The organism is Roseovarius sp. 10 (genome assembly GCF_033100315.1).
GTDB lineage: Bacteria > Pseudomonadota > Alphaproteobacteria > Rhodobacterales > Rhodobacteraceae > M30B80.
The window spans coordinates 64,742-89,393 of record NZ_JAWLVH010000003.1 but is presented as its reverse complement, the minus strand read 5'-3'; the positions used below and the strand labels follow the sequence as shown (position 1 = coordinate 89,393).

Genomic DNA, 24,652 nt, shown 5'->3' with positions numbered 1-24,652 from the left:
TGTCGCCGTTGGGCCTGTGAATGTCAAAGATGAATTCAAAATATATTTGGCGTCCAGCTCTATCTTTGGCTTTTGTCCTGTCCTCTCTGCCTGCCTTTGCACAAAGCCTCGCGCCCGTTGACATGGCGCTTGAGACCTTCCGCGAAATCGCCGCAGATGCAGGGCATGAGTTCCGCTTTGACGCGCCACAGGTAATCGGCACACAGGTGTTGATAGAGAACCTGCAAATTATCGAAGTGGATGATCCACATTCGACCGTAGATACAAGCATAAGAACGGCCCGCGCTTTTTTTGCCCTAAACGCGGAAGGTGATGTGGTGATCACGCTGCCTGAGGCGATTGTGATCGCGCTGACCCCTACAGAACGGCCCGCGCGGGATCTGGTGGTGGATCTGCCTGCATTGCCTGAGGTGACGGTGCAAAGTGCAAACGGCATCACGCTAACGTGGGATGCAGAAACAGAAGAATTGGCCTTTCAGGCTTTGGGCGGCGTGTTGATCCAAGCGGGTGAATTTGCCCTGCGCAGCAGCACTTTTGAAGGACAATCTGTATTTTCGGCAACACCCATTGCGCATCGTTTTGGCCTTGGCACAGTGCAAGGCGCAATCGCGGAAGGGGCTTTGGCCCAATTCGCGCTTGAGGGGGCTGCGCTTACCCTTGATGGCTGGGGCGAGACAGCTTCACTTGGGTTTGAGGCGGCCAATGGACTGGTGGCCACCGATCCGATTTCTGCTTTTGCAAAGCCGATGGGGCTGGATCAAGCAGGGCGGCTTGGCTTCGCGCTTGGGGCGGGCAATCTCAGCTACAGGGAAACAGACGAAAGTCTTGGCGCAAGCCTCAGCACCGATAGCGTGCTTTTGGGGGCCGAATTTGGCGAAGATATTCCCATTTTGTGGCGCATTGGGCCAAGCCGCTTGGCCGCTAATCTGCCATTATTGAACCGTGAGGGCGGGCCGTTTGCCATCACACTGTCGGTGGCAGATGCCATGCCCGAACCCCCCGTTTGGGATTGGATAGATCGCGCAGGTCTTTTGCCCCGCGAAACTGGTGCGATTGATCTCGATCTTGCAGGTGATCTGGGGCCTGCCCCCGAAACGGGAATGCGTCTGCCTTTGTCATTGGCTCGGCTGCAAATCAACAGGGCCACCCTCACGGGTGCAGGCCTTGATTTCCGTGCGACAGGTGGGCTTGATCTGACATCTGGCGCAGGGCCATCGCGGGTGGATATCAGCGCGCGCGGCCTTTTCACCTTTCTAGAGGCGATGACCCAGTCGGGCCATCTTGATCCAAGCCAATTTGCGATGATCGCAGGCGCAATTGACCTTTTCGCCACCCGAACCGAAGGCCAAGATCAGCTTGAAAGCGCAATTGATCTGACCCAAGAGGGAAAGATCATGATTGGCGGAATGCCTTTGCAATAAAGGTTAAGGGTTCTTGCGCTGCGTCCTTGCAGCGCTTAGGTCACGCATAGCCCCTGACGGGCTGTTTTGGCCAGAAAGGATGCTTTGCGATGACAGACAGCCCTTCGAACACAGCGGCGCTGCGGGATCTGGCGGAACAGATTTTGGACATTGCCAAATCTGCGGGTGCGGATGCGGCAGATGCGATGGTGGTGCAAGGGATCTCGCAAACAGTGAGCTTGCGCAATGGCGCGTTAGAGCAGGCAGAACGATCCGAGGGCACGGAAATGGGCCTTCGTGTCATGGTGGGCCAACGGCAGGCTTGTGTTTCGGCAGCAGATTTACGCCCAGACACACTACGTGACATGGCCGCGCGCGCGGTGACTATGGCGCGGCTTGCCCCCGAAGACCCAACCGTTGGCTTGGCCGATCCCGCGCAACTCAGCTCAATGCGCGATGCATCAGGTCTTGAGTTGAGCGATGACGGCGCGGCACCTCTGCCCGCCGAGATGGAGGATGAAGCCCGCCGCGCCGAGGCTGCGGCCCGCGCCGTTGCCAAAGTCACCCAAATTCAGTCCTCAAATGCAGGCTACAGCCACCGCACGATCTTTCTTGCGGGCAGCAACGGGTTTGCAGGCGGCTACGCCCGCAGTGATTATGGCCTTTCCTGCGTGGCAATTTCAGGGGAAGGCACAGGCATGGAGCGGGATTACTACGGGGATGGCCGTATTTTCCGCAGTGATCTGATTAGCCCCGAAGAAATAGGGCGCGAAGCTGGGATGCGTGCTGCTGCGCGCGCAGGGGCGCGGAAGCCAAAAACAGGGAAATATCCCGTTTTCTTTGATGAACGTGTCTCCTCAACCCTCATCGGTCACATCTTGGCCGCGATCAATGGCAGCGCGATTGCACGCGGGTCGAGTTGGTTGCGCGATGCATTGGGTGAGGCGGTTTTGCCTGTTGGGTTTGATCTGCTGGAAGACCCTTTGCGCAAGCGTGCAGGCGGCTCGCGCCCCTTTGACGCCGAAGGTTTGGCGGCACAAAAGCGCGCCTTCATACAAGATGGCAAACTGGCCTCATGGGTGCTTGATCTGGCGACTGCGCGAAAATTGGGTCTGGAAAGCACCGCCAATGCCGCGCGCGGGCTCACTAGCCCGCCTTCGCCAAGCGTTGGAAATCTCGCCTTGGTCGGGCCAAAGGTCGAACGTGAGACGCTGTTGCGTGAGATGGGAACGGGGCTATTGGTGACATCCTTGATCGGCAGTTCCATCAACCCAACCACAGGGGATTATTCGCGTGGCGCGTCAGGGTTTTGGGTTGAAAACGGCGAAATCACCTATGCGGTCAATGAATGCACCATTGCAGGAAATTTGCGCGACATGCTTGGCACGATCCGTGCAGCAAATGATGCGCGCTCGCATCTGTCGCGGGTTATCCCCTCGCTTCTGGTAGAGGAGATGACGCTTGCAGGGGCCTGAGCGGCAAGATCGCGAAGATCTGACCCTATTGGTAGAAGCGGCCCGTGCCGCAGGCGAGATTGCCCTGCGCTATTGGCAAAATGACCCCAAGGCGTGGGAAAAATCCGAAGGGGCAGGCCCCGTCACAGAAGCGGACTTGGAAATCGACAAGATGTTGGCGCGCGATCTTCAGGCCGCGCGTCCCAGTTACGGGTGGTTGTCGGAAGAAAGCCAAGATGACCCCGCCCGTCTGGCCGCGAAGCGGGGTTTCATCATTGATCCCATCGATGGCACCCGTGCCTTTATGGATGGCTCTGGTGATTTCTCGCATGCATTGGCCGTTGTGGAAGATGGGCTCGTGCGTGCGGCGGTGGTCTATCTGCCTGCTGTCGGCAGGCTTTATGCCGCTGCGCGCGATGGGGGGGCGCTGTGCAATGAAACGCCCTTGCGCATTTCAGGTCATGCCGAAGAAGCGGGCGCGCGCATCCTGACCACCAAGGTCAATTTTGAACCGCGCTATTGGCCACATGGCGCGCCACCTGTGAGCCGCCATTTTCGTTCCTCTCTCGCCTATCGTTTGGCCCTTGTGGGCGAAGGGCGCTATGATGGAATGCTGACCTTTCGCCCAACTTGGGAATGGGACAGCGCCGCAGGCAGTCTTATTGCCGCCGAGGCAGGTGCCAAGGTCTGCGACCGAGAGGGGCAGGATTTGCGCTTTAACCGCCCCGACCCGCGAAGTGCGGGCGTTTTTGCAGGATCACGCGCCTTGGTGGATAAATTCATGGCGCGGCTTTCGGGTCAAACTGGCTTGACCGCCTGAGCCAAAACCTTAGGGTGCGCGCAGGTTTTCAAGGCTTCTTGTTAAGGAAATAATCTATGGCACAGCGTCTGCATTTGGTGTTCGGGGGCGAATTGGTCGACCCTGCCCGCACGGAGTTTCGCGATGTGAACGATATTCATATCGTGGGAATTTTCCCTGATTATGACAGCGCCTATAACGCATGGAAATCTGAAGCGCAGCGCACAGTAGACAATGCGCATATGCGCTACTTCATCGCCCATTTGCATCGCCTGCGCGATGAGGAACAGGCCAATTCCGCGCAAAGCGAGTAAGGGATTGCATCGGATGCGGTCACGCTCCTTGCTGCTTTGGCTTTATCTTCTGTTTTCGCGTCATGCTACGGGTTTGGCGGAACGGATTTTGGCGGGCCGTTTGGCGCGCGGCAAAGAGGACGCAGCGCGTATCAATGAGCGGCGCGGTATTGCCAGTCAAGCGCGGCCCGATGGGCCATTGGTTTGGTTTCATGCGGCCTCTGTCGGCGAGGCGCTTTCCCTTCTTGAGCTGATCCGCCGTATCCGTGAAGAGCGCGAAGATCTCACGATTCTGGTTACGACAGGCACCGTGACATCTGCGGCTGTCATGGGGCGGCGTTTGCCTGCTGATGTAATCCATCAATTCGTGCCTTTGGATATTATAGGTTTTGTTCAATCTTTTCTGAACCATTGGCAGCCAGACCTCGCCATCTGGACAGAGTCCGAATTGTGGCCTGCCATGGTCGTTGAGACGCATCGGCAAGGATGCCCGATGATGTTGCTCAATGCGCGCATCTCGCAAGGGTCAGCGCGCAATTGGCGGTGGTTGGGCGGAATGGCCCGCGCGCTGCTGTCGCGCTTTGATTTGGTGCAAGCGCAAGATGATCTGACCGCCTCTCGATTGCGGTGTTTGGGCTTGTTGCCATCTCGCATCGAAGTGACAGGCACCCTCAAGGAAGGTGCGGCGGCGCTTCCGCATGATGAGGCGCAGCGCCAAGATCTTTCGCAGCGCCTTGGCACCCGCCCCGCTTGGGTGGCGGCCTCCACCCATGCGGGCGAAGAGGACTTGGTCTTGGCCGCGCATCGGGCCGTGTTGCGGTCAAACCCGCGGGCCATTCTGTTGCTCGTGCCACGCCATCCTGAGCGTGGCGCAGATATTGCGAAACTCTTAGAAAGCGATGGCTGGACATTTGCGCAGCGCAGCACTGGCGCTCTGCCTGATCGCGACACCCAAGTGTATCTTGCCGATAGTTTGGGCGAGTTGGGCCTTTGGTATCGACTTGCCCCGATTTCCTTTTTGGGGGGCTCTTTGGTTGATATCGGGGGCCATAATCCATTTGAACCTGCGGCCCTTGGGTCGGCCATTCTCTATGGGCCATATGTCAGCAATTTCACCGATATTTTCGATCGCTTGCAGGCGGTCGATGCCGCGCGGCAGGTGCGCGATTCCGAAAGCCTCGCCCGTGCAGTGGATGAGTTGATGAACCCAGAACGGGCAGCCGCTATGGCCAATGCCGCATGGGAAGTATCCTCAACAGGGGCTGCGGTGACGGATCGTGCCCTCAATGCTATCCTAGAGCGGTTGGAACAACGCGAAGCGGATCAGCGCAATGCAAGCACCTAGATTTTGGTATCGCGCGCAGCCTAATGCAGTGGCCTATGCCTTGCGCCCACTGAGCGCGCTTTATGCGGCAGGCACGGCGCGCAAATTGGCAACAGGCGCTCGGACGAAACTTGGCGTGCCTGTGGTCTGTGTTGGCAATTTGACCGCAGGCGGAACTGGGAAAACGCCCACAGTGATTGCCCTATGGGAAATCCTAGCAGGGCTTGGCGCCACCCCCCACATCCTCAGCCGTGGGTATGGTGGAACACTCACCCAAACAACACGCGTAGACCCGACCCGTCACAGCGCAGCTGACTGTGGTGATGAACCCTTGCTTTTGTCAGCTTTTGCGCCTGTATGGGTGGGCCAAGATCGTCTGCAAAGTGCCAAATCGGCCATTGCGGCGGGGGCCGATATTTTGATCCTTGATGACGGGTTTCAAAATGCAAGTCTGGCTTATGATCTGTCCTTGATTGTGGTGGATGCCGCGCGTGGATTTGGCAATGGTCTGGTCATTCCCGCAGGCCCGCTGCGTGAGCCGATTGCAACAGGCCTTGCGCGTGCGGATTTTGTTCTATCCATTGGCGAGGCAGATCAGCAGGCGGCGTTTTCAATGCGCCATCCAGACCTTCCTTGCCCCCATCTTACGGGCCATCTGGCGCCGTTAAATATGGGGATGTCCTTCCAAGATATGCCCGTTTTGGCCTTTGCAGGGATCGGTCATCCTGAAAAGTTCTTTGCCACATTGCGCAAAATGGGGGCGCGTATATTGCGGGCTGAGGCCCTCAGCGACCACCAACCTTTAAGCGATGCCTTGATGGCGCGGATTTTGCGCGATGCGCAAAGCCTTGGGGCGCAGCCTGTCACAACCGAAAAAGATGCGGTGCGCCTGCCTGATGCGCTGCGGCGTGAGGTGTTGACGGTGCCCGTGCGCCTGCGATTAGACCAAGACCACGCTTTGCGGGATCGCCTTAGCGGGATTTTTTCGAAAAGCCCGTGATACTATCATCCTCGCCCAATTTTGGCGCGGGACGTTCAAGCGCCAAATCAGCCCCCGAAAAATGAAAAGGCGGCCGCGTGCTTGGCACGCCCTCAAGATCAAGGCGAAACCCGCGCGCCACGGCCTGTGGATCGGCGAAGGTTTCTGCAAGTGAATTGATCGGCCCCGCAGGCACAGATTTCACTTCGCACGCCTCCAATAGGGCAGATTTGCTGAAGCTGCGCGTCTTAGGTTCAAGCGCGGCGTTCAGGCTGTCACGGTTCTTCACACGATCTGCATTGGTGCGATATCGCGGATCCTGTCCCAACTCCGCACAGTCCAAAATCTCGCATAGTTTTTGAAATTGCCCATCATTGCCAACCGCGATGATGATCCAGCCATCCGCGCATGGAAAGGTTTGATAAGGCGCGAGATTGGGATGGGCATTGCCCATACGATTGGGGGCTTGCCCCGTTGCTAAATAATTCATGGCTTGATTGGCCATCATCGCGGTCGCGGCATCAAAAAGCGCCATATCAATATGCTGCCCTTGGCCTGTGCGCGCGCGCATATGTAACGCTGCCAAAATGGCGTTTGAGGCATAAAGACCTGTGACAATATCCGTAACGGCAACGCCAACCTTTTGGGGATGATCCTCGGGGTCGCCTGTGACAGACATTAGGCCAGACATGCCTTGGATGATGTAATCATAGCCCGCGCGATGCGCATAAGGCCCATTTTGGCCGAACCCCGTGATCGAGCAATAAATCAATGCAGGGTTTTCGCGGGCCAGACTTGGGTAATCGAGGCCAAATTTGGCCAAGCCACCAAGTTTGAAATTCTCAATCAAAACATCCGCTTCGCGCGCCAAAGCAATCACGCGATCGCGGTCTTTGGCAGATTTAAAGTCCGCGATGATGGATTTTTTGCCGCGATTGGTGCCATGAAAATAAGCCGCGCTTTCATCCCCCTCACGAGAGATAAAGGGCGGGCCCCAATGGCGCGTATCATCACCATCGGGGCTTTCGACCTTGATCACTTCGGCGCCCAAATCTGCCAAAACCTGCCCTGCCCATGGCCCTGCCAAAATACGGGCAAGCTCTAGAACTTTGACACCTGCAAGGGGGGTGCTGTTCATTGGTTACGGGCAAGCGCGTCTTCGATCCGCGCCGCGATGTCCTCATAGGCCATATTGCCATACAGCGTGCCATCAATGACCAAGGCGGGTGTGCCCTCAATCGGATATTCTACGCGATTGGCTTCGTAATTATCGATCATGGCCTGCGCGGTTTCGGCATCCTGCATGCAGGCGTCCAATTCTGCATCCGTCAAACCCGCAGAAAGACCTATGCGCCGCAGATTGCCCGCGATGGTCGCAGCATCACCTTGGGTCCATTCCCGCTGCGTGCGGTAAACAATATCGGCCACGCCAAAATAGCGCATTTCGCCTGCACAACGCGCCACCATGGCCGCCCACAAGCCTGGGCGGTCAAAGTAAACTTCACGATAAACCAATCGCACTTTGCCTGTTTCAATGTAATCGCGCTTTAGCTGAGGCAAAACTTGTAGGTGAAAAGTGGCGCAATGCGGACAGGTGAATGAGGCATATTCGATCAACTCGACAGGCGCATTCGGATCACCAAGAGCAAAATCCACAATCTCAGGGGCGGCGCTTGCGTCTTGAGCCATACCAAATCTGGGAAGGGCGGATACAAAAGCCGCTGCGGATGCTGCGATCAAGGCCTGTCTGCGATCCATAATATTCTCTCTCTGTAAATTAGGATGTCTGTTTTCTTATGACGCGCTGCGCCAGACGTTCAAGAGCATCGCGCAACCCCTCATCGGTGATGTGCGCTGCGGCGGCCTTGGCCTTGGCGTTCACGATTTCTATTGCCTCTTGGGGCAATTCTGACCGGGGGCGTGGTGCGATGAAGTCACGCGCAAGGCTCTGTCCCGCCGTTTGGGTCAAGGATATTTTGGACACAGCATTATAACCATAAGCCGCGTTTACCTTTGTTCTGATATCTTCTTTGCGCATCTCAAGAATTGGGGCATGCGCCCCGCTCGTCAAAAGCACTAAGGTGGCTCCAAACCCATCACGCCCATGCGAAAGTTTTACAGGGCGCGCGATATCTGCAATCTCAGGCCCCATGATCTCCCGCCACTGGGTGATCAGCCGTGCCTCTGCGAAACCACGCCGTTCTGCGGGGCTTTTTATTTGCGCCATAACAAGCTTGGCCGCGGGTTCAAACCCACGGTTACGGCGGCTTGCCTCTTTGGGCGGGATATGATCGCTTGCTTTTCTCATCTGCGGGTCAATTTAGGGGGTATGAAACAGATTGACCAATCAAAACCGAAGACAGGGTGATAAAGCTTGCGTGACGAGATTGAAATAACGGATGACCTCTCGCGTGACTTGTTGGCGTGGTATGATGACCATGCGCGCGATATGCCGTGGCGGGTCGAGCCCGCGGCGCGAAAATCAGGGCAGCGGCCAAACCCATACCATGTGTGGTTGTCTGAGGTGATGCTACAGCAAACAACTGTGGCGGCTGTGCGTGACTACTTTACCAAGTTCATCTCTCTCTGGCCTCGGATTGAGGATCTTGCCGCAGCGCAAGATGCGGATGTCATGGCGGCTTGGGCGGGGCTTGGCTATTACGCAAGGGCGCGCAACCTGCTCAAATGCGCGCGCGTGGTTACTGATCAACACGCGGGGATATTCCCGACAACCGAAGAGGCGCTTTTGACGCTTCCCGGAATTGGCCCTTACACCGCAGCTGCGATCGCGGCGATTGCCTTTGACCGCCGCGCAGTCGTCATGGATGGCAATGTCGAGCGTGTCATGGCGCGCCTCTTCGCCGTGGAAACCCCGCTGCCCCGTTCAAAGCCAGTGTTGAAAGCCCATGCCGGCGCCCTCACCCCTGCGCAGCGGGCGGGGGATTACGCGCAAGCCGTCATGGATTTGGGTGCCACGATTTGCACACCACGCAGCCCTGCCTGTGGCATTTGCCCGATCATGACCCAATGCGCCGCCCGCAAAGCGGGCATTGCGGCGGACTTGCCACGCAAGGAGCCAAAACAGCCCAAACCAACGCGGGTTGGTCATATTTACTTGGCCTTTCGGCCCGATGGTGCGGTTTTGGTCGAGCAACGCCCCGAAACGGGTCTTTTGGGGGGGATGCTTGGCTTTGTCACCAGCCCTTGGGTGGGGGTGGATCATCCCGCGGCGCCCATTGTGGCGGCGCTTGCGCCTCCCGTTGAGGGCGAATGGCAGGACACGGGCCAAGAGGTGCGCCATACCTTTACCCATTTTCACCTGCGCCTGCGCGTGCATCTGTGCCATGCCTCTAAAAACGCGAGCCCGCAGCAAGGTTATTTCCTGCCCCGCGCCAAGTTCCGCGTTGCGGATATGCCAACAGTGATGCGCAAAGCGTTTGACCTTTGCCGCATCGACTCGCGGCCTTCACCCTGAGTCTAGTTATATATTTTCATGTATAATATTTCGCCATATCTACGTTTAGGATGACAGAATGAGCTGTGAGGTAGAGGCATGTTCGGGTCAAATTATTTGGCATCGCTTCGTGATGTAGCCCCGTTTTGGGTCTCGCTTCTGCTTATCCCTCTCATGGTCGCAGTCAGCCAATGGGGCGGGTGGAGCATCCTTTTGGTGCTTGCGGCCACATGGTGGTTGTTTCCGCTGTTGGATCAAGTATTCGGCCGCGATCCAACCAACCCTGATGAGGCCGCGCGTCTCAACTCGCTGTTTTGGTATCGCGCAATCACCTTGATTTGGACACCTTTACAATTCGGATTGGTCTTTGGGTTGATTGCATATCTCGCCACCAATCCTGAACATCTGACGCTTACCGAGCAATTCGGGTTGGCCGCCTCTTTGGGTGTTGTCACGGGAATGATTGGCATCAATTACAGCCATGAATTGATGCACCGCCCCACGCGGTTGGAACGTGGCTTGGCCGATATCCTACTGGCGATGACGCTTTATTCGCATTTCAAAACCGAACATCTTTTGGTGCATCATATCCATGTGGCCACCCCGCGTGACCCTGCTTCTGCGCGATATAATGAGGGGTTTCACCGCTTTTTCCCGCGTGTTTTGATCCAGTCGTTCAAATCTGCATGGCGGGCCGAAGCGCAGCGCCTCGAAAAGCGCAGGCTTGCACTATGGCATAGAAGCAATCCGTTCTGGCGTTACGGGGGATTGCAGGCGGGCATGATGGGATTGGCCTATGCCATTGGCGGGAAATGGGGCCTTGCATTCTTCGCTGTGCAGGCCTTTGTTGCGGTGTTCCATTTGGAAATCACAAATTACATCGAACATTACGGCCTCACGCGGGCCTACAAAGGCGCGGGAAAATATGAACATGTCAAACCCCGCCATTCGTGGAATGCGGATCATCGGGCCACGAATTGGTTGCTGATCAACTTGCAGCGTCACTCAGACCATCATTATCGTCCAGATCGGGCCTATCCGCTGTTACAAACCTATGATCACGATGCCGCGCCGCAACTGCCTTATGGCTATCCCGTGATGGGGATTTTGGCCCTCTGCCCGCCTGTGTGGCGGCGGGTTATGAACCCCAAGGTGCGCGCTTGGCGCAAGCAACATTATCCGCAAGTCAAGGATTGGACGCCCTATTCGAAAGGGCTGCTTCAAACGGAATAAAAAACCCCCGCCCGATGGGCGAGGGTAAGGTGCGTGCCCCCGAGGCAAAAGCCACAGGCACGGGCGGTATATCGAAAGCTGTCTTGGAGGTGGCGTTACTCGCCCAACTCGGAACGCAATTGTTGACGAAGGTGATCAATAGGCACGGTTTTCCCGTCACGGCGGAAATGCCAATATGTCCACCCGTTGCACGAAGGTGCGCCTTCAAGTTTCGCCCCCACTTGGTGGATCGACCCTTTGGTGTCCAAAGCGACAAGCGTACCATCGGCGCGAATTTTTGCACGATGGCGGCCATTACCGCTGTGCAATTCCTCACCAGGCCGCAGCAAGCCCCGCTCGACCAATTGACCGAAGGGAATACGCGGTTCTGATCTTTTGCTGAGGCTGGTTTCAAGCGCATCACTGTCAAAACGGCGCGTGTTGGCGATACGCTTTTCTGCGATGTCGCGATACTCTTCCTCACGCTCGATGCCGATGAAATCGCGCCCCAATTTCTTTGCAACGGCGCCCGTTGTCCCAGTGCCAAAGAAGGGATCAAGAACCACATCACCTGGATTTGTTGAGGCAATCAAAATGCGGTGCAGCAGCGATTCAGGCTTTTGCGTTGGATGTGCTTTTTCGCCCCGCGCGTTCTTCAAACGCTCACCGCCATTACAAATCGGCAAAAGCCAATCAGAGCGCATTTGAATCCCCTCATTTAGGGATTTGAGCGCCTCATAATTGAACGTGTATTTCGCAGTTTCAGATTTCGAAGCCCAGATCATCGTCTCATGGGCATTTGTCAAACGCTTGCCGCGGAAATTGGGCATCGGATTGGATTTGCGCCAAACAACATCATTCAGCAACCAATAGCCTTGGTTTTGCAGTTCGGCCCCCACGCGGAAAATGTTGTGATACGAGCCAATCACCCAAATCGCGCCATTCGGCTTGAGGATACGGCGCGCCGCAGCAAGCCAGTTTTCCGTGAATTCGTCATAGGCACGGAAGCTATCGAATTGATCCCAATGATCATCCACCGCATCTACAAGCGAATTGTCGGGGCGATGTAAATCACCCTTGAGCTGAAGATTGTAAGGCGGGTCGGCGAAAATCAGATCGACCGAACCTTCAGGAAGGCTGTTCATCACATCAATGCAATCACCAGCCAATATCTGGTTAAGCGGCAGGGCATGCGCCCCCGCGGGATTGGTTTTCGTCTTCATTACTGCCTCTGACTTTTAATCGTCACGGCGCCATTTTTTGACGCTCATCTTGAGGTCTAAGATGAGTCGAAACTGATTCGCCGTCAATTTATTTTTTGAATCAACGACTTATAAGATGACGTTGATACAAGATATTGTGGACGGGCTTGAAGGAACGTCTATGGTGCGGGGTCACCCCAATATCTTGAAGGGCTTGAAGATGGGCTTTTGAGGGGTAGCCCGCGTTTTTCTCCCAGCCGTAGCCCGCAAACTGTTGCGATAATGTCACCATCAGCCGATCCCGTGTTACCTTGGCCATGATAGAAGCCGCCGAAATCGAAACAGAACGGGCATCACCTTTGATGATTGCAGTGGCAGGGCAGGGCAAATCAGGAGGAATGGCATTGCCGTCAATCAGCGCATGATCTGGACAGCGGGAGAGACCAAGCACCGCACGGCGCATGGCCAAAAAAGTGGCGTTGCGAATATTCAACTCATCAATCTCGGCAACGCTCGCCTCTGCGATACTGACCTCTGCCCGCGCGGCGATCTCATCGAACAGCGCCTCGCGCCGCTTTTGGCTGAGGGTTTTGGAATCATGCAAACCTTCGGGAATATCGCTTGGGTTTAGGATAACGGCTGCGGCCATAACAGGCCCAGCCAACGGGCCGCGCCCCACCTCATCCACGCCCGCGACAAGGCCGCCGATCTGCGTCTCAAAACTGAAATCTGGCGCGAGATTGGGTTTGGTCATAGTCGCGAGATTACGGATTACGATCCTCGCGCGCAATCTCGGATGATTTGGGGCCCAACCCATAGCGCGCGGCAAGGTGCCAGACATGGGCGGGAACCATATTCTTCATCTTGGCAGGATGACTGCGGCGCAAATGCAAGATGGTTTCAATCGCCTTCATCTCGACCCGCGCGCGGGCAAATTCCAAGCCACGCGGCCCAAGACGAGGCTGCAGATAAGCCACCAATGGCCGCAGCCAGTTGGGCATCCTCCGCAGGGGCAAACCGCCCGCCGCGCGCTCCGTATTGGCCAAAAACCCTTTGACCGCGCTTGTGCGATCCCCCTTATCGGTCAAGGGCGACAGGCAGATCCGATCTTCGATGCCATCAAGCATCTCTGCGCCACGGGCATTGCGCACCAAAATCCACTGCGCCCCATCGCCGCCCATATAGCCCACCGTGATATCGGCCAAGCGGTTCGTGTAATCGACACAGGTCTTGCAGGTCATCGGAAAGAAATCCGCAGGCAATTGCGAGATTGGCAATTTCAAAAAAGGTATGAAACGGGGCGGGCGCCCATCTGAAAAGCGCAGCTCGACTGAGTAATCCGCGCGAAACTCAAGATAACTGATGCTATTTGGCTTGGCGTCAAGCAGCGCAAGGAAATCATGAAATCGCGCGGTTGTGGTGTTGTCCGAACAGGGCGTGCCGATGACATAAAGCCGCTCGAACCCATACTCGGCCTCAAGCGCACGCAGGGCATAGGTCTGACAGGGGATGCCGATAAAGGCCAAGCGCGTGATCCCGCGCGCCTTTGCGAGTTCTAACAAGGCCACGCTTGGGGCAAAGCCCATGCGCATCCCGCGGCAGGCGGATAAGTCGTCTGGTTCGGTGACCAACACAGGCACAGGGCGCCACTGATCGTCTGGGTCAGGCGCCACTGTGATGACCGCCTCAATCGCCCCCGCCCGCAATAAGGTTTCCGCGAGCGCCGTGGTAATGCCCGTCCACTGCGCGCCTTCGGCCACAGGGGTCAGCCTTGCGCGATACATCGCTTCGGTCACACCAAAAAACGCTTCTTCATGACGCGCAGGGTCACTGATACGCCCATGAATGCGGGCTTCGGCGTGCGGATAATCTGGGGCGATAAACTGACAGGCCCGCCCGCAGGCGCGATCATCAGACATGCGACTGACCCCGCAATCGGTGCAAAGCCCTGCACGCGGCCCTTTACCAAGTTTAGGCGCGAGTGTTCCCCGCTGCGCATCCAACATGATTTTGGTCAACTTTCCTTTGGTCCAAGATCAATGATCAGACGCGACAGCTAGACTGTCAATCAAAATAGACATATTGCATGGTGACCCCGACAGGACTCGAACCTGTAACCTATCCCTTAGGAGGGGATTGCTCTATCCAGTTGAGCCACGGGGCCACAGCCCGATAGCTATCACACTCGTCAGAATTGGCAATTTCAAAGCCACTCTAACGCTTTAGGATGTTGGACATGATTTCCGTGTGCTGCTGTAAGAGATTGGGCTGAAGATGCGCGTAGCGTTGCGTCATCTGCAATGAGCTATGCCCGAGCAGCGTCTGCACCTCGTAAAGACTGACGCCCTGATTGATCAAGTGGCTGGCATAGGTATGGCGCAGATCATGGAACCGCAAATTCTCAAGCCCTGCGCGATCGCGCACCTTATACCAAGCATTGTAAAAGTTGTCATAGGGCTTCTGGGTCTGTGGATTTGTGAACAGATAGGCCAGGTTATCTGTATGGGGATGATAATTAACGTCCTGCAACTTTATATCCCGCAACACCTGAAGTGCAGCTGAATTCAAAATGATCCGCCGCGAGCGGCCATTTTTACTTTTGGGGACGATCCACAGCTTTTTCTCAACATCGATATGCTGCCATTTTGCTAAACGCGCCTCACTGTTGCGCGCGCCTGTCAGCAAAAGAAAACGAACGAAGAGCGACAGATAAGGGTGATCTGATTTTGCGCATTCTGTGAGAAGGGTTTGGATCTCATCCTCGGATAGAAATCGCTGCGCGTAATCACCAAGACGGAGCGGTTCAAGCTCTTCAAGATGCGCGCTGTGGGGGGGAAGAAAACTCCAACGCTTTGCGAGGCCGATCACCCGATTGATGGCGAAAATATGCTTGTTAATTGTGCCTGGCTTAAGGCCTTTTTTTCGCTGGCCAGCGATCCGACGATCCAAATCTTGGTTCGCCAAATCCACAAGCTGCACAGAGCCGATTTCATAGCGAATATTGTTATTGAAAATCGAGATGATCGTGTTGTCGGGGCTCTTTGCATTCAAATATGGCACGACTTGCTCATCGAAAAACTGGTTGAGGGTAGGCCCGCTGCTCTGCCCCTTCGATTCGCGGAAAAAGAGCCAATTTAACACTTTATTCATTGCTATTTCCTCCCCCCATCAGTGGATTATCACTGTTTATTTCAAGGGCTATGCTACCATTAGGGCGCAAAAAATGAAATAAGTTTCAATATGAAACTTATTGCCCAATAATTCATCAATCGGTGAAAAACCTATCACAGAAGTCTCTTCGCTACTTCTGCACTGGTTGCCTCCGCAGGCATCGCATCTGCAGACGTCACTCTATCTGGCTCCGCACAGATGGGTGTAATCTACGTTGAAAATGACGCAACTGACACCGATTGGCAGGTTCAGCGCGAAGTCGATTTGGGCGTTGCAATGTCTGGCACAACTGACGCTGGCTTGGCATTTGGCGCGGACTTCAACATCGCTGGAGACGGCGGTGTTAATGAAGACGCGAACGTGCACATTTCTGGCTCTTTCGGCACACTCACCATCGGTGGTGGTATCACCGAAGCCAACGAGTTGGGTGGCATTGGTGACGTAGGTTACGACGGCTTGGGTGTTGACGACGCTGTGGAAGGCAACGCCGCAATTACTAATCCAAACGTACACTACACCCTCTCTGTTGGTTCTCTGACAGTGCATGCGTCCATGTTGAGCGATACAAATGAGGCAGCGCCTTATGCGTTGGGCGCATCGTATTCGGTAAACGGCTTCGACATCAACGTTGGTATCGCTAATGAAGATGACGCTGCAGACACCAACACTACATTGTTGGCAGTTGGTTACACTGCTGGTGCATTGACGCTTGACGCCATCATGACCACAAGCGAAACCAACAATGTTGAAACCGAAGCAACCGGTGTTTCGGTAGCATACGCAATGGATGCTGCAACAACAATCACGGTTGCCGCTTCAGACATTGACGGTAGCGCAGACAGCTCCATCGGTCTTGGCGTCGCTTACGATTTGGGCGGTGGCGCAACATTCCAGGCAGGTGCGGCATCTGTAAACGATGTAAGCAAAGCTTCTGCCGGCATCGCAATGGCATTCTAATCCTAACGGATTATTTGCTAAGGGAAGGGCGCACTTCGGTGCGCTCTTTTCTCGTTTTGGGCGGTGCCCTGATCGCAACGCTTGGCAAGTGGTGATGGTTCGGCGTATCAATAGGAACCGGACGACCGAAGACAGGATACCAGACGTGCGCGGACGCAATCCCTTTGATGGCAAACCCCAGATGACCTTGCGCGATGTGGCTGAGGCAGCGGGGGTGTCGGAAATGACCGTCAGCCGCGTCTTGCGCAATCGGGGGGATGTCTCCGAGCGCACGCGCAGCAAGGTTTTTGAAGCTGCCCGCACCTTGGGATATGTGCCCAATAAAATCGCGGGCGCTTTGGCATCGAACCGCGTCAATCTGGTTGGCGTGGTGATCCCATCTCTGTCCAACATGGTTTTCCCAGATGTGCTTACAGGCATTGGTGAGGGCCTGCATGAAACGGATTTGCAGCCCGTTGTTGGCACCTCAAATTATGATTTGGAGCAGGAAGAAAAAGTCATTTTCGAAATGCTCTCATGGCGGCCCTCTGGTCTGATCGTGGCGGGTTTGGAACATACAGATGCCGCGCGGAAGATGATGGAGAATGCGGGGATTCCTGTTGTCGAGGTGATGGACATTGACGGCCCAAGTGTGGCGGCCCGCGTAGGTATCTCACATGTGGCAGCAGGGCGCGCCATGGCCGAAGAAATCCTTGCCCGTGGCTATCGCAAAATTGGGTATTTGGGTTCTAGCTCTTTGCGCGATTTTCGGTCGCAAAAGCGGCAGCAGGGCTTTGAGGATGCGCTGAAGGAGGCGGGTCTTTCCTTGGCGGATAAGATTTTTTATGCAGGCCCCTCGGGTTTTGGCACAGGCCGCGCGATGACCGAAGATTTGCTAAGCCGCAGCCCTGATCTTGATTTCCTCTATTATAATACGGATATGAACGCGGCGGGCGGCCTGCTTTATCTGTTGGAAAAGGGGTATGATATTCCCAATCAAATTGGCATTGCAGGGTTCAATTCCTTTGCCATTTTGGACGGGCTGCCCTTGCGCATTGCCACCATGGACAGCCGCCGCGCAGATATTGGACGTGAGGCGGCCAAAATCATTGCAGGGCGCGCGCTTTCGGGGGCCGATATCGGATTGTCGCCAGAATTCTTGGCGGGTGACACCGTGCGTAAGCGCGGCTGACCCGCCTTAGCATTCAGGCAGATTGACGGCCAAGCCCCCAAGCGAAGTTTCTTTATATTTCAGGTTCATATCATGGCCCGTTTGCCGCATGGCTTCGATACAATTATCAAGCGGCATGAAATGGGTGCCATCGCCCCGCAGCGCCAATGAAGCGGCCGATACAGCCTTGATCGCACCGAGGCCGTTGCGTTCGATGCACGGCACCTGAACCAATCCTGCCACGGGGTCACAGGTCATGCCTAAGTGATGTTCAAGCGCGATTTCAGCAGCGTTTTCAATCTGTTCGTTGGTGCCGCCAAGTGCCGCGCAAAGCCCCGCTGCGGCCATGGCTGCGGCTGATCCGACCTCGCCCTGACAGCCAACTTCGGCCCCAGAGATCGAGGCATTATGCTTGATCAACCCGCCAATTGCCGCCGCGACCATCAAGAAATCCAACCCGCCCTTTTCGGTCGCGCCGATGCAATGAGTTAGATAATAATGCAAAACTGCTGGAACCACGCCTGCCGCCCCATTGGTGGGGGCGGTAACCACTCGGCCCCCTGCCGCGTTTTCTTCGTTCACGGCCATTGCATAGACCGAAAGCCAATCGTTGATTGTATGGGGTTGGGTGATGTTGCGCCCCGCCTCGGCCTGTAACTGATCATGGATCGCCTTTGCCCGGCGCTTGACCCGCAAACCGCCGGGCAATTCACCCTCCATCCGCAAGCCGCGCTCAATGCAGGACAGCATCGCATCTCGGATTGCCTCAAGGCGCTTTTGCACCTCGGCGCGCGGCGCGCCGTGGCATTCATTCTCCCATTTCATCTGCGCAATAGATTTCTGCGCCTTTGCCCCCATAATCAACATTTCTTCAGCTGTGCCAAAGGGATAGGGGTATCCTGCATCCGCCTTTTGGGCGGCGAGTGAATTCTTGCGGGCGGCTTTGGCCGCTTGTAATTCTTTCGCGGTCATTACGAAGCCACCACCGATGGAGTAAAAGACTTCCTCCATATAGAGTGCCCCGTTGGCGTCATAAGCGCGGAGGATCATACCATTGGCATGCCCCACTAGGGCGGGGCCATAGTCAAAGATGATATCTTCCTCTGGGTTGAGGCGCAGTTGCGGCAGCCCGTTAGGGGTAACATGCCCTGCTGATTTGATCGCTGCAATGGCGCGATCCGCCTGGTCTGGGTCAAGTTTATCGGGGCGAAACCCAGCAAGGCCCAAAATTACAGCGCGGTCAGTGGCATGACCTTTGCCAGTAAAGGCAAGCGATCCGTGCAAATGACATGACAAGGCCGCCACCTCACCGGCGCCGGGCTCTCGAGTGCCATGGCGCAAGCGGTCGAGAAATTGCGCGGCGGCATTCATTGGCCCAATCGTATGGGAGGAGGAGGGGCCAATCCCAATTTTGAAAATATCAAAAACTGACAGAAACATACTGCAAGTGCCCCGATCTGTGCTGCGCCTTGGATCAAGATATGCGATTTTTTCTGATTTCTATGGTGATAAATCCGACTCGTTTCTCACGCTGCGCGACCAATCGCTAAGGCGTGTGATCAGAAATCATGCCCCGCCCGCTCATAGCGCTGCGATGGGGACGCAAGCCTATGAGCGCATCCGCTTTGTCAGAGGCCCAGCCTCTAGCAAGGCAGTGGGCTGCACCTACGGTTTTTGTTTGGAGGCATCAACTTTAAACCAATTGAGAGCGACCAGACGGGAAATACGCCGGCCAACACATCAATTTTCGTGAGATGAACTGCGCACACTAATGCGGCTGACTGTCTGGATTGGGGGTAGCAGATACGCGTCATATCTGGCTATTGGTGAGCCCGGGAGGATTCGAACCTCCGACCAATTGATTAAAAGTCAACTGCTCTACCACTGAGCTACGGGCCCGCCTGAGGCTCGCGTAATATAAACGAGACTGTCCCCCGTCAAGCCAAAAACCTGAATAATTGTCATTATAATAATCAGCCTACAATTTCTATGCTATTGCGCGGGCGGTTTTGTTCAAATTGGTGTGTACTGCGTCTACTGCAATACAGCAGATTTCGGTCTGACATTCAGCTTCTAATCCTCTCGGATTATCTGCTAGGGAAAGAGCGGGCTTTGGCCCGCTCTTTTTCATTTGGTGACGGGTGAGGGTAAAATGGCGCTTGAGGATATTCAGGCAGATGTTGCGCGAATTTTGACCGAAGCGGGGCGCGCGCCTGACGCGGCAAAACTAATCGCTGTCTCGAAAGTCCAGCCAAACGCACGGGTTGAGGCGGTGTTGCAAGCGGGCCATCGCAGTTTCGGTGAAAACCGCGTGCAAGAAGCGCAGGGCAAATGGCCCGATTTCAAAGCCCAATTTGAGGGGGTGGATTTGCACCTGATTGGCCCATTGCAAAGCAATAAGGTGCGCCCCGCGATGGAGCTGTTTGACGCGATCCACACAGTCGACCGCGAAAAACTGGCGCGCCGCATCGCCGATATAGCCCAAGAATTGGGCCGTTGTCCCGATCTGTTCATTCAGGTCAACACAGGCGCCGAGCCGCAAAAGGCGGGCATCCTACCTGCCGATGCAGATGCCTTTATCCAAACTGCGCGCGCGATGGATTTGCCGCTGAAAGGTTTGATGTGCATCCCGCCCGTGGACGAGGAACCAAGCCTGCATTTCGCCCTTTTGGGCAAGATTGCTGCGCGAAACGGGCTTCCGGAATTGTCGATGGGAATGAGCGCAGATTATGAAACAGCGCTGCGGTTAGGGGCCACGCATATTCGTGTGGGCTCTGCCATATTCGGCGCGCGTGTCGCCCCTCACGGATAGCTTTTCGCGTCCCGCACGATCAAACGTGTTTCGTAGGAAATGCGTGCAGTGATCCATCGCAAATCTGCACGGGAGAACGCAACACATCCTTCGGTCGGATAGCCCGCGCGCCGCCATTGGTGGATGAAAATCGCAGAGCCACGCCCGCGCTCCGCATAGGGCCAGTTCCAATCGGTGATCAGCACCAAATCATAAAGCGGGTCTGCGCGCCGCAGTTTCTCGTGGCTGTGCGCGTAGGGCGCACGCACCATGAGGTTATAGTCTTCATCGCGCGGATCATCTGACCACAGATTACGCGGCCCAATTTTGAGGGCCCAATCACAAGGGCGCGCCATGCGGTCGGCGCGATAGAGGCAGCCAACGATGCGGTGAATGCCGACTGGGGTGGCCCCATCGCCCTCGCGCTTGCTGCGGCTCATCCCGCCGCGCCCGATGCTGCAGGGAAAGCGCCGTCCCATAAACTGCGCACCCTGATGGGTGATCACAAGGTCTTCGGGGTGGGGCAGGGTCACAGCAAATGTCCTGATTTCGCGGCCTTGGTCGCCAAGTAATGCGCATTATGCGCGTTTTGGCCGACATGGAGCGCCACGCGTTCTGTGACCTCTATGCCTGATTGGCGCATCATCTCAACTTTTCGAGGGTTGTTGGTCATCAGGCGCACCGAGGCAAAACCCAATTTTTGCAGCAATTCTGCCCCAAGGCGAAAATCGCGCTCATCATCTTCAAACCCAAGACGATGATTGGCTTCGACTGTGTCGAACCCTTGATCCTGAAGGCTATAGGCGCGCATTTTATTGGCCAGACCAATCCCGCGCCCCTCTTGATTGAGGTAGAGAAGGATACCCGCGCCGTCTTGGCCCATTTGTGCCAATGCCGCGTGAAGTTGAGGGCCGCAGTCACATTTGAGACTGCCCAATACATCGCCCGTAAAGCAGGCAGAGTGCAGACGCGCCAAAACGGGTTTCTCCCGATCAGGGCGACCAATTTCAATGGCGTAATGCTCGGCGCTGCCATCATCGGGCCGAAACACATGAAGGCGCCCCGCCTCAGAGGCAACCATCGGCAGGCGTGCGGCGGCTACGGCATGAAAGGGTTGGCTTTCTGCCAATTGTGACCGCGCCACAGAGAATGGCAGAACGGTCAGCCCATGTTCCCGCGCAATCGCCACGGCGTCATCCCGAAACACGCAAAGCATCGCGGGCAAAAGCTGTGCCGACTTAGCGAAATGAATGGCGGTGCGCGCATCATCCGCCGAGCCGTGTTCTGGCCCTTGAAGGCTTTGGAACGGGCCTTTCATCGGGCGATCCAAATCATCTTTCGGGTCGGCCAGTGCCTTTAGGATGCGGCTGCCTGCATCTTTGGGCAATGCGATACGCGCGATATCGCCCTCATAAAGTGGCAGATTCAAGGTGCGCGCCCGCCAATCGGACAGCACGATAAAGGGCGCGCCAAGCGCGCGGAAATCTTCTACCCGATCCGTGCTTGCTGTCTCCGAGGCCAATGCGATCAACCCCTTTGCGCCATCGCTAAACACCACAGGCAAGCCTGCGCGCAAATCAGCGCGGGCGCGGGCGGCGATTTCATTGGCGGTTGGCGCAAGGCTCATCTTGTCCGTCCTGATCTTATGGTCTGGGCATTAGCTTTAGCCCCGATTGTCAGAATTTGAAACAATTGGCCACAGAACAACACAGAGCCGTGAGGATATTTTTCAAACCCTTTTCAAATAGGGTATATCACACCCATGTGAGACGGGCACAATTTTGCCTTTGGAGGGCTGACATGGCGAACCTGAAAAAAATCCTACTTGTCGATGATGACGAAGATATCCGCGAGGCGTTGTCAGAACAGCTCGTGATGACTGAGGATTTCGATGTGTTCGAGGCGGGCACGGGCGCGCAAGCGATGGAAAAGGCCAAGCAGGAAATTTACGATCTGGTGATTTTGGATGTGGGCCTGCCCGATACGGATGGCCGCGATTTGTGCCGCTTGATGCGCAAGCAAGGGATCAAATGCCCGATCATCATGCTCACAGGCCATGACAGCGATGCTGATACGATCTTGGGCCTCGATGCGGGCGCAAATGATTATGTCACCAAGCCGTTCAAGTTTTCGGTGTTGCAAGCGCGCATTCGCGCGCAATTGCGCCAACACGAACAATCCGAAGATGCGATTTTCCAACTTGGGCCATATACCTTTAAGCCCGCGATGAAATTGCTCGAGACGGAAGATAAAAAGAAAATCCGCCTCACGGAAAAAGAAACGAATATCCTGAAATTCCTCTATCGCGCACAGGAGGGGGTTGTGGCCCGTGATGTGCTGCTGCACGAGGTTTGGGGGTATAATGCGGGGGTCACCACGCATACGTTGGAAACCCATATCTACCGCTTGCGTCAAAAGATCGAACCCGATCCCAGCAATGTGCAGCTTTTGGTCACCGAAGGCGGCGGTTACCGATTGGTTGCCTAACTTGGCATCAGATTTGCACCTGTGATGTCACACGGGGAACCTTACGGGATTGCCCAAGCCCCCGCGCGCCCCGTGGTTTCTCCCTGTTGGACTGGCCCCTGCATAAGCGGGGGCCTTTTTCAGTTTCCTTCGCATTGCACCATGCTCCTCAAGCCCTTAGGAGGGGGACAGGTTTCATCAAAGGGCATGGCAAAATGGCGTTCACACTTGCAACATGGAACATCAACTCGGTGCGATTGCGCGAAGAATTGGTGCTGAAACTGCTGCGTGAAGAAGCGCCAGATGTTTTGTGCTTGCAAGAATGCAAAAGCCCCGTTGAAAAAATCCCCACCGAAGGCTTTGCGGCGCTGGGCTACACCCACATGGTCGCGCGTGGTCAGAAAGGGTATAATGGCGTGGCGATCCTGTCCAAGCTGCCGCTTGAAGAGGCGGGCGCGCGGGACTGGGCTGGGCTTGGTCATGCTCGCCATGTGGCGGCGCGCCTCCCCAATGGGGTGGTCATCCATAATTTCTACATTCCCGCAGGGGGCGATATTGCCGATCGGGAGGTCAACGAAAAATTTGGCCAAAAGCTCGACTTTCTGACGGAGATGCGCGATGCGTTTCGTGCGGATGCCCCGCAAAAATCTATCCTTGTGGGCGATTTGAATATTGCGCCGCGTGAAGACGATGTTTGGAGCCACAAACAGCTGTTAAAGGTAGTCAGTCACACGCCGATTGAGGTGGATCATCTGGCCCAAGTGCAAAAGGCGGGGAATTGGGTGGATGTCATCCGCAAGGATATACCCGAAGGGTTGCTCTATAGTTGGTGGTCGTATCGCGCTCGTGATTGGGACGAGGCGGATAAAGGCCGCCGTTTGGATCACATCTGGGCCACCGCAGATATTGCCAACGCTGCGCATTCAAGCCGTATCCTGCGCGCCGCTCGCGGGTGGGAGCAGCCATCGGATCACGCCCCTGTTTTTGCGACAATTGATCTCTGACCCCTTGGAGAATGGGCCCGAAGCGCGCATATAGAGGGCGCGCGCAGATCTCATCAGTGACGGAGAAATAAATGTTGGAATTTGGTCAAGCACAGCCCGCAGGCGCGGATGTCATCAAGGATGTCACCGATCAGACCTTTATGGCCGATGTCGTTGAGGCCAGCCGCGAGGTTCCTGTCATCGTAGATTTCTGGGCGCCATGGTGCGGCCCTTGCAAGACGCTTGGGCCACAGCTTGAGGCGGCGGTGCAGGCCAAAAAGGGCGCGGTGCGCATGGCCAAGGTCAATGTTGATGAGAATCAGATGATCGCGGGCCAATTGCAGGTGCAGTCTATTCCTACCGTTTACGCGTTTTGGCAGGGCCAACCCGTGGACGGGTTCCAAGGGGCGCTTTCGCAAGGGGATGTGCAGCGTTTCGTTGAAAAAATCGCCGCCCTCGCAGGCGATGGTGGCTTGGGCGAGGCGCTTGAGGCCGCTGAAGAAATGCTTGCTCAAGGGGCCGTTGCCGATGCGGCGCAGACCTTTGCGGCGATTTTGGGTGAAGAACCTGAAAATGCAGCCGCCATGGGTGGCTTGGCGCGCGCTCATATCGTGATGGGCGATTTGGACACGGCGGAGGCCTTGCTGAATAACGCCGCCCCCGCAATCGCCGCCGCGCCCGAGATTGAGGCCGCACGCGCTCAGATCGCCTTGGCGCGCCAAGCCGATGAGGCAGGGCCCTTGGCCGAGTTGCAATCCGCCGTGGCGGCCAACCCTGATGATCTGCAAGCGCGGTTCGATTATGCAAAGGCGCTCTATGCGGCAGGGCAGGCAGAGGCGGCGATTGAAGAATTGCTTGATCTCTTCCGCCGTGATCGCGAATGGAATGACGGGGCTGCCAAGGCGCAGCTCTTTACAATCTTCGATGCGCTTAAGCCCACGGATCCTTTGGTGCAAAAGGGCCGCAGAAGATTGTCATCGATGATATTTGCCTGATCGCATTTGGCCGCTATTTCAT

24 protein-coding genes and 2 tRNA genes are annotated in these 24,652 nt (G+C 55.9%); 14 read left to right on the top strand and 12 right to left on the bottom strand.

Annotation, left to right across the window (positions count from 1 at the left end):
* The first annotated feature begins 20 nt into the window (after positions 1 to 20).
* From RYZ18_RS10865 to lpxK, 6 genes are all read left to right on the top strand, one after another.
* Positions 21 to 1,421: a hypothetical protein gene (locus tag RYZ18_RS10865; protein ID WP_317656787.1), complete on the top strand. Its 1,401-nt coding sequence runs from the start codon at positions 21 to 23 to the stop codon at positions 1,419 to 1,421.
* Between the two features lie 89 nt (positions 1,422 to 1,510).
* Complete coding sequence (locus tag RYZ18_RS10860; protein ID WP_317656786.1) at positions 1,511 to 2,875, top strand: TldD/PmbA family protein; 1,365 nt, start codon at positions 1,511 to 1,513, stop codon at positions 2,873 to 2,875.
* On the top strand, positions 2,862 to 3,674 hold the full coding sequence (locus RYZ18_RS10855; protein ID WP_317656785.1) for a 3'(2'),5'-bisphosphate nucleotidase CysQ: 813 nt from the start codon (positions 2,862 to 2,864) through the stop codon (positions 3,672 to 3,674). Before RYZ18_RS10860 ends, RYZ18_RS10855 begins: the two co-directional genes overlap by 14 nt.
* A 56-nt stretch (positions 3,675 to 3,730) precedes the next feature.
* Positions 3,731 to 3,967, top strand: coding sequence for a DUF4170 domain-containing protein (locus RYZ18_RS10850; protein WP_317656784.1), 237 nt, complete (start codon positions 3,731 to 3,733; stop codon positions 3,965 to 3,967).
* A gap of 13 nt (positions 3,968 to 3,980) precedes the next feature.
* Entirely contained in the window at positions 3,981 to 5,291 is a 1,311-nt protein-coding gene (locus RYZ18_RS10845) for a 3-deoxy-D-manno-octulosonic acid transferase (RefSeq protein ID WP_317656783.1), read from the top strand.
* Positions 5,278 to 6,270: a tetraacyldisaccharide 4'-kinase gene (lpxK, locus tag RYZ18_RS10840; RefSeq protein WP_317656782.1), complete on the top strand. Its 993-nt coding sequence runs from the start codon at positions 5,278 to 5,280 to the stop codon at positions 6,268 to 6,270. Before RYZ18_RS10845 ends, lpxK begins: the two co-directional genes overlap by 14 nt.
* On the opposite strand, the gene RYZ18_RS10835 is transcribed toward lpxK, so the two are convergent.
* The 3 genes from RYZ18_RS10835 to RYZ18_RS10825 are packed head-to-tail and all read right to left on the bottom strand — an operon-like array spanning position 6,242 to position 8,557.
* Entirely contained in the window at positions 6,242 to 7,387 is a 1,146-nt protein-coding gene (locus tag RYZ18_RS10835; protein ID WP_317656781.1) for a CaiB/BaiF CoA transferase family protein, read from the bottom strand. The genes lpxK and RYZ18_RS10835 overlap by 29 nt on opposite strands.
* A complete protein-coding gene (locus RYZ18_RS10830; protein WP_317656780.1) occupies positions 7,384 to 8,007 on the bottom strand; it encodes a DsbA family protein in 624 nt (207 codons plus the stop codon). Before RYZ18_RS10830 ends, RYZ18_RS10835 begins: the two co-directional genes overlap by 4 nt.
* Positions 8,008 to 8,026: 19 nt before the next feature.
* Positions 8,027 to 8,557, bottom strand: a complete 531-nt coding sequence (locus tag RYZ18_RS10825; protein ID WP_317656779.1) for a DUF721 domain-containing protein — start codon at positions 8,555 to 8,557, stop codon at positions 8,027 to 8,029.
* A 66-nt stretch (positions 8,558 to 8,623) separates the two neighbouring features.
* Between RYZ18_RS10825 and mutY the strand changes: the two genes are divergently transcribed.
* Both mutY and RYZ18_RS10815 read left to right on the top strand, forming a co-directional pair.
* Positions 8,624 to 9,724, top strand: coding sequence for an A/G-specific adenine glycosylase (gene mutY / locus RYZ18_RS10820; RefSeq protein WP_317656778.1), 1,101 nt, complete (start codon positions 8,624 to 8,626; stop codon positions 9,722 to 9,724).
* A gap of 78 nt (positions 9,725 to 9,802) precedes the next feature.
* Positions 9,803 to 10,936, top strand: coding sequence for an alkane 1-monooxygenase (locus RYZ18_RS10815; protein WP_317656777.1), 1,134 nt, complete (start codon positions 9,803 to 9,805; stop codon positions 10,934 to 10,936).
* Between the two features lie 95 nt (positions 10,937 to 11,031).
* Here RYZ18_RS10815 and RYZ18_RS10810 read toward each other — a convergent pair whose 3' ends face one another.
* The 5 genes from RYZ18_RS10810 to RYZ18_RS10790 all read right to left on the bottom strand — a co-directional run bounded on the left by RYZ18_RS10810 (position 11,032) and on the right by RYZ18_RS10790 (position 15,267).
* On the bottom strand, positions 11,032 to 12,138 hold the full coding sequence (locus RYZ18_RS10810; RefSeq protein ID WP_317656776.1) for a site-specific DNA-methyltransferase: 1,107 nt from the start codon (positions 12,136 to 12,138) through the stop codon (positions 11,032 to 11,034).
* 100 nt (positions 12,139 to 12,238) lie between these two features.
* A complete protein-coding gene (locus RYZ18_RS10805; RefSeq protein WP_317656775.1) occupies positions 12,239 to 12,871 on the bottom strand; it encodes a ribonuclease HII in 633 nt (210 codons plus the stop codon).
* 10 nt (positions 12,872 to 12,881) lie between these two features.
* Complete coding sequence (locus tag RYZ18_RS10800; protein ID WP_411567120.1) at positions 12,882 to 14,123, bottom strand: Coenzyme F420 hydrogenase/dehydrogenase, beta subunit C-terminal domain; 1,242 nt, start codon at positions 14,121 to 14,123, stop codon at positions 12,882 to 12,884.
* 81 nt (positions 14,124 to 14,204) lie between these two features.
* Positions 14,205 to 14,281, bottom strand: a tRNA-Arg gene (locus RYZ18_RS10795).
* A 50-nt stretch (positions 14,282 to 14,331) separates the two neighbouring features.
* Entirely contained in the window at positions 14,332 to 15,267 is a 936-nt protein-coding gene (locus tag RYZ18_RS10790) for a site-specific integrase (protein WP_317656773.1), read from the bottom strand.
* 162 nt (positions 15,268 to 15,429) lie between these two features.
* Here RYZ18_RS10790 and RYZ18_RS10785 point away from each other — a divergent pair, with 162 nt between their 5' ends.
* Both RYZ18_RS10785 and RYZ18_RS10780 read left to right on the top strand, forming a co-directional pair.
* Positions 15,430 to 16,245 (top strand): porin, encoded by an 816-nt coding sequence (locus RYZ18_RS10785; protein WP_317657293.1) that lies wholly within the window; start codon positions 15,430 to 15,432, stop codon positions 16,243 to 16,245.
* Between the two features lie 181 nt (positions 16,246 to 16,426).
* Complete coding sequence (locus RYZ18_RS10780) at positions 16,427 to 17,416, top strand: LacI family DNA-binding transcriptional regulator (protein WP_317657292.1); 990 nt, start codon at positions 16,427 to 16,429, stop codon at positions 17,414 to 17,416.
* A gap of 6 nt (positions 17,417 to 17,422) precedes the next feature.
* Here RYZ18_RS10780 and RYZ18_RS10775 read toward each other — a convergent pair whose 3' ends face one another.
* Positions 17,423 to 18,835 (bottom strand): L-serine ammonia-lyase, encoded by a 1,413-nt coding sequence (locus RYZ18_RS10775; protein WP_317656772.1) that lies wholly within the window; start codon positions 18,833 to 18,835, stop codon positions 17,423 to 17,425.
* Between the two features lie 384 nt (positions 18,836 to 19,219).
* Positions 19,220 to 19,294, bottom strand: a tRNA-Lys gene (locus RYZ18_RS10770).
* A 253-nt stretch (positions 19,295 to 19,547) separates the two neighbouring features.
* Here RYZ18_RS10770 and RYZ18_RS10765 point away from each other — a divergent pair.
* Entirely contained in the window at positions 19,548 to 20,207 is a 660-nt protein-coding gene (locus RYZ18_RS10765; RefSeq protein WP_317656771.1) for a YggS family pyridoxal phosphate-dependent enzyme, read from the top strand.
* Here the strand turns inward: RYZ18_RS10765 and RYZ18_RS10760 are convergent.
* Positions 20,198 to 20,665 carry a L,D-transpeptidase gene (locus RYZ18_RS10760; RefSeq protein ID WP_317657291.1) on the bottom strand — a complete coding sequence of 156 codons (468 nt, stop codon included), beginning with the start codon at positions 20,663 to 20,665 and terminating at the stop codon, positions 20,198 to 20,200. The genes RYZ18_RS10765 and RYZ18_RS10760 overlap by 10 nt on opposite strands.
* Positions 20,666 to 20,715: 50 nt before the next feature.
* Entirely contained in the window at positions 20,716 to 21,813 is a 1,098-nt protein-coding gene (ribA, locus tag RYZ18_RS10755) for a GTP cyclohydrolase II (protein WP_317656770.1), read from the bottom strand.
* A gap of 173 nt (positions 21,814 to 21,986) precedes the next feature.
* Here ribA and RYZ18_RS10750 point away from each other — a divergent pair, with 173 nt between their 5' ends.
* The 3 genes from RYZ18_RS10750 (at position 21,987) to RYZ18_RS10740 (ending at position 24,630) form a co-directional block, all read left to right on the top strand.
* The gene (locus RYZ18_RS10750) at positions 21,987 to 22,673 is read left to right on the top strand and encodes a response regulator transcription factor (RefSeq protein WP_317656769.1); all 687 of its coding nucleotides are present in this window, start codon (positions 21,987 to 21,989) and stop codon (positions 22,671 to 22,673) included.
* Positions 22,674 to 22,867: 194 nt separating this feature from the next.
* Positions 22,868 to 23,656: an exodeoxyribonuclease III gene (locus tag RYZ18_RS10745; protein WP_317656768.1), complete on the top strand. Its 789-nt coding sequence runs from the start codon at positions 22,868 to 22,870 to the stop codon at positions 23,654 to 23,656.
* Between the two features lie 71 nt (positions 23,657 to 23,727).
* The gene (locus RYZ18_RS10740; protein ID WP_317656767.1) at positions 23,728 to 24,630 is read left to right on the top strand and encodes a co-chaperone YbbN; all 903 of its coding nucleotides are present in this window, start codon (positions 23,728 to 23,730) and stop codon (positions 24,628 to 24,630) included.
* Positions 24,631 to 24,652: the final 22 nt, after the last annotated feature.

Excerpts from the sequence above, each read along its gene's own strand:
- RYZ18_RS10830 (WP_317656780.1), bottom strand. The coding sequence starts at position 8,007 with ATGGATCGCAGACAGGCCTTGATCGCAGCATCCGCAGCGGCTTTTGTA.
- RYZ18_RS10835 (WP_317656781.1), bottom strand. The coding sequence starts at position 7,387 with ATGAACAGCACCCCCCTTGCAGGTGTCAAAGTTCTAGAGCTTGCCCGT.
- RYZ18_RS10805 (WP_317656775.1), bottom strand. The coding sequence starts at position 12,871 with ATGACCAAACCCAATCTCGCGCCAGATTTCAGTTTTGAGACGCAGATC.
- RYZ18_RS10760 (WP_317657291.1), bottom strand. The coding sequence starts at position 20,665 with ATGGGACGGCGCTTTCCCTGCAGCATCGGGCGCGGCGGGATGAGCCGC.
- RYZ18_RS10790 (WP_317656773.1), bottom strand. The coding sequence starts at position 15,267 with ATGAATAAAGTGTTAAATTGGCTCTTTTTCCGCGAATCGAAGGGGCAG.
- RYZ18_RS10800 (WP_411567120.1), bottom strand. The coding sequence starts at position 14,123 with ATGTTGGATGCGCAGCGGGGAACACTCGCGCCTAAACTTGGTAAAGGG.
- ribA (WP_317656770.1), bottom strand. The coding sequence starts at position 21,813 with ATGAGCCTTGCGCCAACCGCCAATGAAATCGCCGCCCGCGCCCGCGCT.
- RYZ18_RS10865 (WP_317656787.1), top strand. The coding sequence starts at position 21 with ATGTCAAAGATGAATTCAAAATATATTTGGCGTCCAGCTCTATCTTTG.
- RYZ18_RS10825 (WP_317656779.1), bottom strand. The coding sequence starts at position 8,557 with ATGAGAAAAGCAAGCGATCATATCCCGCCCAAAGAGGCAAGCCGCCGT.
- RYZ18_RS10765 (WP_317656771.1), top strand. The coding sequence starts at position 19,548 with ATGGCGCTTGAGGATATTCAGGCAGATGTTGCGCGAATTTTGACCGAA.
- RYZ18_RS10860 (WP_317656786.1), top strand. The coding sequence starts at position 1,511 with ATGACAGACAGCCCTTCGAACACAGCGGCGCTGCGGGATCTGGCGGAA.
- RYZ18_RS10845 (WP_317656783.1), top strand. The coding sequence starts at position 3,981 with ATGCGGTCACGCTCCTTGCTGCTTTGGCTTTATCTTCTGTTTTCGCGT.
- RYZ18_RS10810 (WP_317656776.1), bottom strand. The coding sequence starts at position 12,138 with ATGAAGACGAAAACCAATCCCGCGGGGGCGCATGCCCTGCCGCTTAAC.
- RYZ18_RS10780 (WP_317657292.1), top strand. The coding sequence starts at position 16,427 with ATGACCTTGCGCGATGTGGCTGAGGCAGCGGGGGTGTCGGAAATGACC.
- RYZ18_RS10750 (WP_317656769.1), top strand. The coding sequence starts at position 21,987 with ATGGCGAACCTGAAAAAAATCCTACTTGTCGATGATGACGAAGATATC.
- RYZ18_RS10850 (WP_317656784.1), top strand. The coding sequence starts at position 3,731 with ATGGCACAGCGTCTGCATTTGGTGTTCGGGGGCGAATTGGTCGACCCT.
- RYZ18_RS10745 (WP_317656768.1), top strand. The coding sequence starts at position 22,868 with ATGGCGTTCACACTTGCAACATGGAACATCAACTCGGTGCGATTGCGC.
- lpxK (WP_317656782.1), top strand. The coding sequence starts at position 5,278 with ATGCAAGCACCTAGATTTTGGTATCGCGCGCAGCCTAATGCAGTGGCC.
- RYZ18_RS10775 (WP_317656772.1), bottom strand. The coding sequence starts at position 18,835 with ATGTTTCTGTCAGTTTTTGATATTTTCAAAATTGGGATTGGCCCCTCC.
- RYZ18_RS10815 (WP_317656777.1), top strand. The coding sequence starts at position 9,803 with ATGTTCGGGTCAAATTATTTGGCATCGCTTCGTGATGTAGCCCCGTTT.
- RYZ18_RS10740 (WP_317656767.1), top strand. The coding sequence starts at position 23,728 with ATGTTGGAATTTGGTCAAGCACAGCCCGCAGGCGCGGATGTCATCAAG.